Below are 12,775 nucleotides of genomic sequence, written 5' to 3'. Positions count from 1 at the left end.
TATCCTAAAGTTAGGATTTGTCTTTGTACAATTCTATCTTATTTGGGAAAGCGTGTCTAATATATCGTTACTGTTCCTTTTGCTAAAAAATAAGGCCGTATAGTGCTTAGTATCGTTTTGGGTGTTTGGGAATATGTCCTTTTATCCGAAAAAAGAAACTTCGGCCCTGCAATGCAACCGAAGTTTCCATGTTGATTTTCCTGCCTATATTCCCGAATCACCATTTTGGAAAAGGAATGGTTTATACGGATTCTTTCTTGGAAAGCTGGTTCGATGCGGTTATTACATTCCCCTCGCCGAGATCGGGAAGGAGGTTGGTGACTCCTTTAGGAGATGCCGCGCTTTTTGGCGCTTCCTTTGCAATCGCGATTTCGAACACTTCGCTTAAATGGGTTACCGGTACTATTTTAATCCCGTCAATTTCCTTTAGGATTGATTGCAAATTCTCGGCTGGCACGATGGCCGTTTTCGCCCCGGCTTTCTTGGCCGCCATCACTTTTGCAAAAACGCCGCCGATCGGTTTTACATTTCCGTGGATTGAAATTTCACCCGTCAAGGCAACCTTGTTATCAACGGGTACCTGGTAAATGGCGGAATAAATCCCTGTTGCCATCGCGATGCCTGCCGATGGCCCATCAATTGGAATTCCTCCAGGAAAATTAACATGAATATCATATTCATCCGCAGGGACTCCCATTGTCCTGAGAACTGTAATGACATTTTCAATCGATCCGCGCGCCATCGATTTCCGGCGGATTGATTTCCCCTGCCCGCCGATGCTTTCTTCATCAACGATGCCAGTTACGTTAATCGATCCCTTCTCTTTCGCCGGGATGACAGTCACTTCAATTTCCAGCAGTGCCCCTGAATTCGGGCCGTAAACAGCCAGCCCATTCACTAGTCCGATGCAAGGAATGTCATTGATTTTCCGTTCCATCCTAGGGGTCGCCTGGCTGGAATGGATGACCCATTCAATATCCTCTTCTTTAATATTGTTCCTGTCTTCTGTAATCGCTAGCCCCGCTGCCGTTTGAACCATGTTGACGGCCTCGCGCCCATTCCTGGCATAATTCGAAAGGATTTCAAGCCCGGTTTCCGGAATCGCCATCCCGACCTTATCGGCGGCTTTTTTCGCAACTGTACTAATCTCTTCCTGGCTTAGTTCCCTGAAGAAAACCTCCATGCACCGTGACCTGATCGCAGGCGGTATTTCATTCGGAGTCCTGGTCGTCGCCCCGATTAAGCGGAAGTCAGCCGGGAGTCCATTTTTAAAAATGTCATGGATATGGGTTGGAATTGATCCATTTTCTTCGTTATAGTATGCGCTTTCAAGGAATACCTTCCTGTCCTCAAGCACTTTAAGGAGCTTGTTCATTTGGATGGGATGGAGCTCGCCGATTTCATCTATGAACAGTACGCCCCCATGGGCATTTGTTACAGCGCCCTGTTTTGGCTGAGGTATGCCTGCTTGGCCCATAGCCCCGGCACCCTGGTAAATCGGATCATGGACAGAGCCAATCAAGGGGTCCGCGATGCCGCGTTCGTCAAATCTCGCTGTCGTCGCATCCAACTCCACAAAGACGGAGGATTGTTGAAATGGGGATTTTGCATTCTTTTTCGCCTCTTCCAGCACAAGCCTCGCCGCTGCTGTCTTTCCGACTCCGGGCGGCCCATAAATGATGACATGCTGGGGATTAGGCCCACATAGCGCGGCCTTCAGCGCCTTGATACCTTCCTTTTGGCCAACGATATCGTCAAAGCTTGCCGGCCGAACCTTTTCAGCAAGCGGCTCAGTGAGCGAAATGGCCCTCATCTTCCTGAGCTGCTCCATTTCCTTGCGTGATTCCTTATCAATTGAGACTTTTTGGGTCCGCTGGTTTCGTAACAAATTCCAAAAATACAACCCGATTATAATCCCAAAGAAGAGTTGTATAAATAGAGCGATTCCGGTCCAACTCATCCTTTTCCCTCCTGATAAAACATAGTTCCGATATTTGATAGTATTTCCGTTGAAAGGAATCACTAAACAAAAAACCGAAAGAAACTCAATTTCCCGAATTGGCCAGGAAGGGAAAAGCCGCATTGCCAGCGTTTTCGCGCAAATAAATAAAGCTGCCCGGAAAGTTTCCGGGCAGCTAGTCTGGATTTTTAAAATAGGATCAGGCTGAATTACGCTCTTCGTCGATAACGGTGCCATCTTCAAGGATCAGCTTTGGAATGCTGTTGTCCGCGACCGTTTCCTTCGTAATGATGCACTTTGTAATATCATCACGGGACGGCAGATCGAACATGACATCAAGCATGATGCCTTCGATAATTGAACGGAGTCCGCGGGCCCCAGTTTTGCGCTCGATTGCTTTTTTGGCGATTTCAACAAGCGCGTCATCTTCGAATTCAAGTTCAACCTCGTCAAGCTGAAGCATTTTTTGGTACTGCTTCACAAGGGCATTCTTTGGTTTTGTCAAAATTTCAATCAGAGCATCCTCATCAAGCTGTTCGAGGCTAGCGATTACAGGAAGGCGGCCGATGAATTCAGGAATCAAGCCGAACTTTAGAAGATCTTCAGGAAGAACCTTTGAAAGGAGTTCCTTTTGGCTGATTTCCTGCTGCTTCACATCGGAGCCAAAGCCAATAACCTTTTGGCCAAGGCGGCGCTTAATGATTGGTTCGATCCCGTCGAATGCTCCACCGCAAATGAAGAGGATATTCGTCGTATCAATCTGGATGAATTCCTGGTGCGGATGTTTTCTTCCGCCTTGTGGAGGAACACTCGCCACAGTGCCTTCCAAAATTTTCAGAAGCGCCTGCTGGACACCCTCACCGGAAACATCACGTGTAATCGATGGGTTTTCGGACTTTCGGGCGATCTTATCGATTTCGTCGATATAAATGATTCCCTTTTCAGCCTTTTCGACATCATAGTCCGCGGCCTGGATCAATTTCAGAAGGATGTTTTCAACATCCTCCCCGACATAACCCGCTTCGGTAAGTGAAGTCGCATCGGCAATCGCAAAAGGCACATTCAGGATACGCGCGAGCGTCTGGGCCAGGAGGGTTTTCCCGCTGCCGGTCGGCCCAATCATGCAGATATTGCTCTTGGACAGCTCGACATCATCAATTTTGCTGTTTGAGTTAATACGCTTATAGTGGTTGTATACCGCAACAGACAGCGATTTTTTCGCTCTTTCCTGCCCGATGACATATTCATCGAGGATTTCTCGGATTTCCCTTGGCTTCGGGACGTCCTTGAATTCAACTTCTTCCTCGGTGCCAAGCTCCTCTTCGACGATTTCAGTACATAATTCGATACATTCGTCACATATATATACACCAGGCCCGGCAACAAGTTTTCTTACCTGATCCTGTGTTTTTCCACAGAAGGAGCACTTTAATTGCCCTTTTTCATCATTAAATTTGAACAAACCTTTCACCCCTCAAAGAACGAATTAACATTATTCTAAAAGCTGCATCTACCGGCAAGCTCATATGGAAATTGCTAAAAATCCCAAAAAGCAAAGTAGCGTTATGTATTGCATTGTACCACATTTTGTATGTGGACTGGAAATAATAACTCTCTGTAAATCCTCTATTCGATATGACCATTTTTATCCAGCCTGCCGATTCGTTTCCCTAAAGATATGTACTCCTTTAAGCTTATCCAGTTTTACCTCTGCTTAAGCCTCAATAACCAAAAAGACCATATTTTCTTTTTATGTATATGTTTTATAATATGTTTCCTTAAAAATTGTATAAAACAAGGCACGAATAAATCGCGCCTTGTTTTTATTTGTATCTTTTCATTCACGCCACAATAAAAGAGGATCGTAAAGAATTACAGATCCGGCATCACCGGGTTGTTCAGGCCATTGACAGGCAAACACGGCTGCGCGGCCCCATTTTTGTTATTATTCTGATTTTGCAACAGTTTTACTGTTTTCAATCAGGAAGTCTACGGCTTTATTCTTTTGCAAGTCGGATTTGATTCCTTCTGTTCCGCCAAGCGCCTTAACGATGTTATCTGCAGTCATATTGTACATTTCAGCCATTTTTTCAAGTTCGGCGTTGATGTCTCCTTCGGTAACTTCAAGCTTTTCAGCTTCCGCGATTGCATCAAGAACAAGGCTTGCGCGTACACGCTGCTCAGCATCGCCTTTCATTTGGCCGCGAAGGGCTTCTTCATCCTGGCCGGAGAACTGGTAGTAAAGTTCAAGGTTCATGCCTTGCATTTGCAGGCGCTGTTCGAAATCCTGGAGCATACGGTCAGTTTCGGTGCGGACCATAACTTCCGGAATTTCAACTTCCGCGTTTGCAGCTACTTTTTCTACCACGGAGTCACGTACATGGTGTTCTTTCTCGTGGTTCTTGTCGTGCTCAAGGCGGGACTTGATTTTCGCTTTCAGCTCATCAAGGGTTTCAACTTCGTCGTCAACATCCTTGGCGAATTCGTCATCAAGCTCAGGAAGTTCCTTCGCTTTGATTTCATGGACAGTTACTTTGAAGGTTGCAGGTTTTCCAGCAAGCTCGGCAGCATGGTACTCTTCAGGGAAGCTTACTTCAACATCCTTGGATTCGCCGGCAGCTACTCCTACAAGCTGCTCTTCGAAACCAGGAATGAAGGAGCCTGAACCAAGTTCGAGGGAATAATTTTCGGCTTCTCCGCCTTCGAACGCTTCACCATCAACAAAGCCTTTGAAGTCGATTACGACTGTATCGCCGTTCTCAGCAGTTCCTTCTTCTTTTACAACAAGCTCGGAATGGCGTGTTTGAAGAGTTTCAATTTCCTTGTTGACATCTTCATCCGTAACAGTTGTATCGAATTCTTCCACTTCGATGCCTTTGTAGTCGCCTAGCTTTACTTCAGGCTTTACTTCAACAGTTGCCTTGAAAACAAAGCTGGAACCTTTTTCGAATTGCTCAACATCGATTTCAGGGCGGTCGATTGGCTCGATGCCGGTTTCGTCGATTGCATTTGAATATGCTTCAGGAAGAAGGTAGTCGATTGCATCTTGGTACAATGCTTCGACGCCATACATTTTTTCGAAAATCGGGCGAGGCATTTTGCCTTTGCGGAAACCAGGCGCATTTACTTTCTTAACAACCTTTTTAAATGCGGCATCCAATGCTTCCTTAACTTTTTCTTCGCCAACTTCTACAGTAAGAACCCCACGGTTCCCTTCTAATTTTTCCCACTTAGCAGACATTTTGTTCCCTCCAGCTATCTATTTCCTAATTTTCCTTATGGTAGAATCGCACTTTTTATGTAAAGCAATGTATGTTTACATATTGCAACCACTACATTATAACACACGATTTTGTTCTTTCAACTCTGGCGGCTAAATTATCGGATAAGAAATTTCCTCCACCTTGCGAATCCAATCGATGGCTTTATCGACTTCCTCTTTTTTCACCTTATACATCCTGGCCATTCCTTGCAGGTCAGGCGGGGATCCCAGGTAGGACATGGCAATGATATGGAAAGCAGCCGCCCATGCCGACGGGTTACCGGGCTCCAATTCAAATGGATACGAAGCAAAGAAATAGCGCTGAACCAGGCTAAGGACATTCTCGAGCAGGACAGGGTCACGGTGCTCAAGTTCTTCCGAGAGGATTCTCCCTGTCTCATGCTCCTGATGAAGCTCGTGCAGCGCTGGCATGAATACCGGATTGACCTTTTCAGCAACTCCAAACTTCCTTATAACGAGATCGCTGTCAATGTTTTGCTCCCTAAGCAAGTTCAAAAGAATCGTTTTAAAAAACGGATGCCCTTTTTCATCATTCAGGAATGTGGCGATTTCGGGAATGAACGGCTGGATGTTCTGGCCGGCCAGCCTTCCAGCTATCTGCACCTGTTGCTTAAGGTCGTTAATTTTTAAAAAATCTACTTCCCCAGGCCTGATTTGTTCCTCAATACTATGTTCTTCGATGTCTTCCAATTCGGAATCCTGGGCTGGAATCGGGTCGTTGTCAGCCAACCTTTTGCAAAATTGCAGGATTGTCAGAAAGTGCTCGCGCTTTTCCGCAGGAACTTCTCGCTCATCAAACAGTGCTTCGAGTACTTCGGTTATTTCCCGGTATTCATGAAGCTGGATCAGGATGGTGATGTACATTTCGACAAGTTGAAAATAATCGCCTGTCCCTTCCATCAGCATTTCCTTACAAAGTTCTTTCGCTTTTCGCAGCGCTCCCGCTTCAAAGTAGGCAAGAACCAATGCGGCTGTGATATCGCTATTCGAGGGATCAAGTTCACGCCCCTGTTCAAGAAGGCAAATTGCTTCATTAAATCGCTTTTCGTGTAACGCCTCAATTCCCTTTTCTGCAAGCCGCCTTTCCACATCCGGAAAAAAGACAATATTCTCGCGGCCTTTCTTTTTCATGGCAGATCATCCTTAGGTAGTTGTTGAAAAAAGTTTAGCATGGCATAGGGCAAAAAACAATTTGGACGGTCGTACTCTTAAATGGAGGCGAACACATCGATATTATAGAAATCATCCAGATTTGAGTGGCTTCCTCTCCGGATTTTGCCTAGACAAAGTCTCTTATCGTTTTTAGTTGCCAACTAGGCCGATTTCACAAAAAAAACCGGCCACCTCGTAATGAGATGGCCGGCTTCCGGTTTTAAAAGCGTCCCAGGAGAGATTCGAACTCCCGACCGTACGCTTAGAAGGCGTATGCTCTATCCGACTGAGCTACTGGGACATGAAAAATAATTTCCTTCATCGCTCTGGCATAGAAAATTTACATCCCCGGCAAGTGCGACAACATTTATTATTATAGTAGGCAAGCAATTAGTTGTCAACGAATTTTTGATGGGAAAGGGGCAAAATCTGCCCCTTCCTTTTACAGCTCATGTTGGAAAACCCTGTGAAGATCAGGAAGTTCCCCTCTCTCGTAATCATGAACAGATAAATCAACAGTGCGGCCATCGATTCCCAAGATGAGATAGGTTCTCTCTTTCCGTCCCCTTGGGAGCCTGATGCTTCCTGGGTTCAGGAACAGGATCCCGCCTGAAAGTTCAGCCCCAAGCAAATGGGAATGGCCGAAACAGGCGATGTCTGCGCCTAGTTCACGCGCCCGGTACTGGATGTTCATCAGCGTGGATTTCACCGAGTAAAGATGTCCATGGGTGACGAAAATTTTGAGTCCGTCCACTTCGACCAGTTCCTCGTTCGGATAACCGGGGTGAAAATCACAATTCCCGCCAACCGTAATATAGCCTTCCAATGCTTCGTCATTTTTCGGCAGTTCCGAATCGCCGCAATGGATGAATACGTCCACATCGGGGTGCTTTTCCTTTATGGCCGTAAGCGGCTCCTCCAAACCATGGCTGTCGCTTACAACAAGAACCTTCCTCATTACCTTTCTGCTGCTTCCGCAGAATTAAGGACACGTTCAAGGGCCTTCAATGCATTGGCGCGGTGGCTTATTGCATTTTTTTCATCCTTTGAAAGTTCGGCCATCGAACAGCCCAATCCCTGTACATAAAAAACTGGGTCATAGCCAAAGCCATTCGTGCCCCGGCGTTCCTCCAGAATCCTGCCTTCACATGTCCCTTCGACCGTTATCGTTTCTTTTCCGGGCACCGCCATGGCAAGCGCGCAAAAGAAACGGGCTGTCCGCTTATCCTCGGGAACTCCCTTCAGTTCGGAAAGCACTTTATCGATATTTGCGTCATCGTTTTTCTGTTCTCCCGCATACCTCGCCGAAAAAATGCCGGGACGGCCATCTAGGGCATCGATAATCAAACCCGAATCATCCCCAATTACGGCCTTTTTAAGCTTTTGCGAAATAGTTTCCGCTTTCAGGATGGCATTTTCCGCAAAGGTTGTTCCTGTTTCCTCAACATCCGGGGCGTCCGGGAAGTCCAAAAGCGTCAGGACCTGAATCCCTCTTTCGGCAAAAATGGCTTCAAACTCCTTCGCCTTCCCCGGATTTTTTGTTGCAATAATTACTTCTTTCAACGTACTGCCTCCTCCCTGCCTACTTATTCCTTCTGTTGTCTATTTTACCCGAAATGGCTTCGCCAAGCGCAGCTCTTTGCTTTTCAAACAATTCCAGCAAACCTGTTTCCGCCGCCTCGAGCATTTTCGCAAGCTGGGCGCGGGAAAAAGTAGACTCTTCCCCAGTTCCCTGCAATTCGACAAATTCCCCATTTCCCGTCATTACGACATTCATGTCCACCGCAGCGCTAGAATCCTCGACATAGTTCAAATCAAGTACCGGTTGTCCATCCGCCAGAATCCCGACACTTGTTGCGGCCAGGAAATCGGTAATCGGGAAGCGGGCCATCGCTTTTTTCTCAACCAAGCCATTTAACGCGACCGCCATGGCAACGAAGGCACCTGTGATTGACGCGGTTCTTGTTCCGCCGTCCGCCTGAATGACATCGCAATCAATCCAGACCGTTCTTTCGCCAATCGCTTCAAGGTCGACAACCGCGCGGAGCGCCCTGCCAATCAGCCTTTGGATTTCCATTGTCCGCCCTGAAACCTTTCCTTTGGAAGATTCCCTGATGTTGCGTGTCTCTGTCGCGCGCGGCAGCATGGAATATTCGGCTGTGATCCAGCCCTTTCCTTCGCCCCTCATAAAGGGAGGAACCCTTTCTTCAATGCTGGCGGTGCAGATGACTCTTGTATCCCCAACCGAAATCAATACAGACCCTTCTGGGTGTTTCAAAAAATTTGTATCAATATGTATCGGCCTTAATTGCAGCGGCTCTCTGCCATCAAAACGCATTCCATTTCCTCCCTGCGTACCCGGTTTGTGTTTCATCAATAAAGAAGAGGCGGCTTTTTTAGGCCAACCTCTTTCATTTCATTATATAGTATAACAAATTTCTTGATTTAAAAACTGCCAGTGTTCACTTTTTCAGGGCGCGTTACCGGCTCCGCGAGTTTTTTCCCATCCTCCCGGACAAGCTCCGCCTTTCCGTTTACCTGGACTGCGACCTCTTTGATTCCTTCCTGTTCCGTCAGTGACAATACGAGTGCATCAAGGAGCTGCTGGGAAATGATTTTCTTATCAAAGGCGCCGTAAACCGCCTCATTGAAGTTCAGTGTAACCTTCCCGTCCTCAACTTTTGGTTTTTCGACAAGCTTAACATCACTCATAAAAAGGCTGTCCAGGCTGGTGGAGGATGGGCCTTTCGCAAGTTCCATCACAGCGGCTTCAATTGAATTGCCAACAGTGTTGCTGACGCGGCGTGTCACCGGCACATAATAGTAGGAACCTTCTTCCCCGCCGATATAGTAAACCGTAACCGGCCTTGTATTCATAAGATCCGATACTCCGGACGAGTCGATATTGATGCCGGATTCCCGTGATAAGGTATCGCTGATTGGAGTGCCATTAACCGGCATTTCAGTAAGTTCATGGCCGTTCATTTTCAGTTTCACTTTTTTGACGGAATCGAACTGTGTTAGCGTCCAGGTCAGGGATTGAAGGATTTTCTGCTCATCTTCCGGCTGATAGTTTTTGAATTCTTTTGAAAGATCCACAGTCGCTATTCCATCCTTCGCGATGTTCACCGAAACATCCGTATCGGCTGGAAGAACAGCCCTGAACCCATTAGGCAGCATTTCAGAGACCGGCCCGTTCTCGACAAGATATTTGACAGCTTGGGTCGCAACGGCGGTTGTTTTCGGCAAGTTCAAGGTCTGCGAAACGACATATCCATTTTTATCGATGAGATAGAGTTCCGTTTTGACTGTTTCTTCGGTTACAGGGGCCGCATTGTCCTTGGTGGAGCTTGCCAGGCCGCTGTCCTTTGTATACGCCGTACTTTTTGGCGGGTCGATTTTTTTCACCGTTTCCGCTCCAAACAGCCCGCACCCCGATAACGCGATTGAAGATACGAGGACAGCCGATGCCAGGACTGCTTTTTTATTATTGGACATGAGAATCCCTCCTGAGACAGTTTGTACTACATGTATACGAGCCCTTATGAAAAATAGACCAGGCCCCAAAAAGAAATTCCTGTCCAGGAAAAATAAATAAATCTGCTGTATCCAGTATTAAGTGACATCTGTCCCGGATTTTGCCGTTCAAATGTCACGCAAACAGGGGTTGAGGGACATCTACCCCGGATTTTGTCCTTCGAATGTCATGCAAACAAGGTATGAGTGACATCCAATCCGGATTTTGCCGTCCAAATGTCACGCAAATAGGGTTTGAGTGACATCTACTCCGGATTTCGCCCTTCGAATGTCACGTAAACAGGGTTTGAGTGACATCCAATCCTGATTTTGCCCTTCGAATGTCGCGCAAACAAGTTTTGAGTGACATCCAATCCGGATTTTGCCGATTAAATGTCACGCAAACACGCCTTGAGTGACATCTAATCCGGATTTTGCCCTTCGAATGTCACGCAAACAGGGTTTGAGTGACATCTACCCCGGATTTTGCCGTTCAAATGTCACACAAACACGCCTTGAATGACATCAAATCCGGATTTTGCCCCTCGAATGTCACGACGAAAAAGCTCCTCAACAAAAAACAAGCCCCCTAATCCGGAAGCTTGTCCCTAATCCAATTTGATTGTCCTTACGCCTTCCACATCATAGCCAAGCCAGCTGGATGCAATCCGTGTGAAAATCAAATCCGAACCTGTTGTATAAAATTCATGTTTTGGCTGCCCTTCACCTGTTTCAAGCATCCCTCTGTAATCAAGGATCGTACTCACTTCGCGGGCTGTTTCATCCCCGGAACTGATCACCTTCACGCCACTGCCCATTACTTCCTTAATAAGAGGCTCGAGCAAAGGATAATGGGTGCATCCGAGGATGAGCGTGTCAAGCTTTTCACCAACCAAAGGCTGAAGCGTCTCGGAAACAACCCTTCTGGCCAGTTCCCCATCCACTTCACCGCTCTCGACAAGCGGAACGAACCTTGGGCAGGCGAGGCTTTGGACCGAAACCCTGCTGACCAGCGATTTAAGCGCTTTTTCATACGCTCCGCTCTTTACCGTACCAATCGTCCCGATGACCCCAATGTGGTAGTTATCGGTATTCTTGATTGCCGCCCTCGCTCCCGGGTAAATAACGCCGACAACCGGGATGTCGAGCTCCCTGCGGATATCATCCAGTACGGCTGCGGTCGCGGTGTTGCAGGCGATGACAAGCATTTTAATGTTTTTTTTAAGCAAAAAACGCGTCAGTTGCCACGTGAATTTTTTCACCTCATGGACCGGGCGTGGTCCGTAGGGGCATCTTTTCGTATCTCCAAGGTAAATAATCTTTTCTTTGGGAAGCTGACGCATCACTTCCCTGGCGACTGTCAGGCCGCCTACCCCGGAATCAATGATCCCTATTGGCTGTTCCAAACCTCTCGCCTCATTTTCCGCGCATTTCATGATGCAATTTATTCATGTTGCCGTGTAAAAGCTGAATTTCTTCCGATGTAAAGTTCTTTAATATATCCTCCAGGTAATCCTGGCGTTTTTTGATAACTTCATCGATAATCCTTTCGCCTTCCTCAAGAAGGTGGATTCTTACAACCCTGCGGTCCTTTGGATCTTTTACCCTCATTACATGGCTGTTCTTCTCCATCCTGTCGACTAGGTCGGTCGTGGTGCTGAACGCCAAGTACATTTTGTTCGATAACTCGCCGATTGTCATATCGCCATCTTCACGAAGCCATTGAAGCGCGACGAATTGTGGCGGTGTAATTGTGTAATTGCTGAGCATCTCCCTGCCCTTTTGCTTAATAATGCCCGCTATGTAACGAAGGTCCTTCTCGATGCTTGCGACTATATTCATATCAAGCTTTTCCGTTTCAGCCTGTTTCATTTTTGACCACTCCCATCATGGAACCTTGGGGAAGCAGCTTTGCCTTATAATCCCCATGGTTACTTTTATTTTCTACTTTTTCCGATAAAAATTCAAGGGAAACTGCGTTTTTCAAAATTGAGACCGGCCTCCAGGACGGATAGCCGGTCAGTATCACAGTTCAAGTTCTCCCATTCTCAGGAGCTCTACAACTGCCTGGGAACGCCCTTTCACACCAAGCTTTTGCATGGCGTTAGATATATGGTTCCGAACCGTTTTCTCGCTTATATAAAGATCACCAGCGATTTCCTTTGTTGTTTTGTCTTGTACCAACAGCTCGAAAACTTCTCTTTCCCGTTTGGTGAGTAATGGTTTATGGCTGAATCCGTTATCCTTCAAGTATTGTAACCCTCCTTGCCTTCGCCAGTTGTGAACCGTGGGATGGGTATATATTTAGTCACGATATAGTATGTAAACAATGCTTCATAAGTGACTGATTTTACTTGAAGTTTAGCGGATTACGTTTTGGAAATAAGGTTTTTCATTTCATCCGTCCATGGCGCGCCTTTGCCGGTTTCCCGTGAAATCTGAACCATTGTTCCCCGGCCGGTGAAACATACTTCTCCCGCCTCATTTTTACCCATATAATGGAGATCCACGGACGAATTGCCGATCTTGTTGGCCTTTACGTAAATCCTTAATTTTTCATCAAAAAATACTTGTTTGAGAAAATCGCACTGAAGATCAGCGACCACGGGAATAAAGGGATATCCAGGTTTCAGCCAGTTCCCCATGAAGCCGATTTCTTTGAAAAATTCAATCCGAGCCATTTCAAAATACGTAAAGGGAACTGTATTATTCAGATGCCCATACATATCGGTTTCCGAAAAACGGACCTTTACCGGAGAGTAAAATTTGAATTCCTGCTCCCATTCCTGCATGGAGGCAATATAGCCAATCCTCGCCATGTCCATCCCCCTTTTAAAGTGAATGCTCATTCATTTCATTATAGT

12 protein-coding genes and 1 tRNA gene are annotated in these 12,775 nt (G+C 46.6%); all 13 read right to left on the bottom strand.

The window, feature by feature from the left end:
- Positions 1-241 precede the first annotated feature (241 nt).
- The 13 genes from lonB to DRW41_RS14705 all read right to left on the bottom strand — a co-directional run bounded on the left by lonB (position 242) and on the right by DRW41_RS14705 (position 12,730).
- Positions 242-1,960 (bottom strand): ATP-dependent protease LonB, encoded by a 1,719-nt coding sequence (gene lonB / locus DRW41_RS14765; RefSeq protein ID WP_115452768.1) that lies wholly within the window; start codon positions 1,958-1,960, stop codon positions 242-244.
- A gap of 199 nt (positions 1,961-2,159) precedes the next feature.
- The gene (clpX, locus tag DRW41_RS14760; RefSeq protein ID WP_115452767.1) at positions 2,160-3,422 is read right to left on the bottom strand and encodes an ATP-dependent protease ATP-binding subunit ClpX; all 1,263 of its coding nucleotides are present in this window, start codon (positions 3,420-3,422) and stop codon (positions 2,160-2,162) included.
- Between the two features lie 483 nt (positions 3,423-3,905).
- Positions 3,906-5,201, bottom strand: coding sequence for a trigger factor (gene tig, locus DRW41_RS14755; RefSeq protein WP_115452766.1), 1,296 nt, complete (start codon positions 5,199-5,201; stop codon positions 3,906-3,908).
- A 132-nt stretch (positions 5,202-5,333) separates the two neighbouring features.
- A complete protein-coding gene (locus DRW41_RS14750; protein WP_115452765.1) occupies positions 5,334-6,374 on the bottom strand; it encodes a tetratricopeptide repeat protein in 1,041 nt (346 codons plus the stop codon).
- A gap of 248 nt (positions 6,375-6,622) precedes the next feature.
- Positions 6,623-6,696 (bottom strand) — tRNA-Arg (locus DRW41_RS14745).
- Between the two features lie 141 nt (positions 6,697-6,837).
- The gene (locus DRW41_RS14740; RefSeq protein ID WP_115452764.1) at positions 6,838-7,353 is read right to left on the bottom strand and encodes a metallophosphoesterase; all 516 of its coding nucleotides are present in this window, start codon (positions 7,351-7,353) and stop codon (positions 6,838-6,840) included.
- Entirely contained in the window at positions 7,353-7,958 is a 606-nt protein-coding gene (locus DRW41_RS14735) for an XTP/dITP diphosphatase (protein WP_115452763.1), read from the bottom strand. Before DRW41_RS14735 ends, DRW41_RS14740 begins: the two co-directional genes overlap by 1 nt.
- Before the next feature lie 19 nt (positions 7,959-7,977).
- Positions 7,978-8,733, bottom strand: a complete 756-nt coding sequence (rph, locus tag DRW41_RS14730; RefSeq protein WP_115452762.1) for a ribonuclease PH — start codon at positions 8,731-8,733, stop codon at positions 7,978-7,980.
- 107 nt (positions 8,734-8,840) lie between these two features.
- A complete protein-coding gene (locus tag DRW41_RS14725) occupies positions 8,841-9,893 on the bottom strand; it encodes a GerMN domain-containing protein (RefSeq protein WP_115452761.1) in 1,053 nt (350 codons plus the stop codon).
- Positions 9,894-10,519: 626 nt separating this feature from the next.
- Entirely contained in the window at positions 10,520-11,317 is a 798-nt protein-coding gene (gene racE / locus DRW41_RS14720) for a glutamate racemase (protein ID WP_115452760.1), read from the bottom strand.
- A gap of 10 nt (positions 11,318-11,327) precedes the next feature.
- Positions 11,328-11,783 (bottom strand): MarR family winged helix-turn-helix transcriptional regulator, encoded by a 456-nt coding sequence (locus DRW41_RS14715; RefSeq protein ID WP_115452759.1) that lies wholly within the window; start codon positions 11,781-11,783, stop codon positions 11,328-11,330.
- A 153-nt stretch (positions 11,784-11,936) separates the two neighbouring features.
- Positions 11,937-12,161, bottom strand: a complete 225-nt coding sequence (locus tag DRW41_RS14710) for a helix-turn-helix domain-containing protein (RefSeq protein WP_048825928.1) — start codon at positions 12,159-12,161, stop codon at positions 11,937-11,939.
- Positions 12,162-12,280: 119 nt separating this feature from the next.
- The gene (locus tag DRW41_RS14705; protein ID WP_115452758.1) at positions 12,281-12,730 is read right to left on the bottom strand and encodes an acyl-CoA thioesterase; all 450 of its coding nucleotides are present in this window, start codon (positions 12,728-12,730) and stop codon (positions 12,281-12,283) included.
- Between the last annotated feature and the right edge of the window lie 45 nt (positions 12,731-12,775).

The organism is Neobacillus piezotolerans, from assembly GCF_003362805.1.
In the GTDB taxonomy this organism is placed as follows: domain Bacteria; phylum Bacillota; class Bacilli; order Bacillales; family Cytobacillaceae; genus Bacillus_D; species Bacillus_D piezotolerans.
This window is presented reverse-complemented; position numbering and strand designations above follow the sequence as displayed.

Coding starts and splice junctions, on each gene's coding strand:
- DRW41_RS14715 (WP_115452759.1), bottom strand. CDS start 11,783: ATGAAACAGGCTGAAACGGAAAAGCTTGATATGAATATAGTCGCAAGC.
- DRW41_RS14750 (WP_115452765.1), bottom strand. CDS start 6,374: ATGAAAAAGAAAGGCCGCGAGAATATTGTCTTTTTTCCGGATGTGGAA.
- DRW41_RS14740 (WP_115452764.1), bottom strand. CDS start 7,353: ATGAGGAAGGTTCTTGTTGTAAGCGACAGCCATGGTTTGGAGGAGCCG.
- lonB (WP_115452768.1), bottom strand. CDS start 1,960: ATGAGTTGGACCGGAATCGCTCTATTTATACAACTCTTCTTTGGGATT.
- DRW41_RS14725 (WP_115452761.1), bottom strand. CDS start 9,893: ATGTCCAATAATAAAAAAGCAGTCCTGGCATCGGCTGTCCTCGTATCT.
- tig (WP_115452766.1), bottom strand. CDS start 5,201: ATGTCTGCTAAGTGGGAAAAATTAGAAGGGAACCGTGGGGTTCTTACT.
- rph (WP_115452762.1), bottom strand. CDS start 8,733: ATGCGTTTTGATGGCAGAGAGCCGCTGCAATTAAGGCCGATACATATT.
- DRW41_RS14705 (WP_115452758.1), bottom strand. CDS start 12,730: ATGGCGAGGATTGGCTATATTGCCTCCATGCAGGAATGGGAGCAGGAA.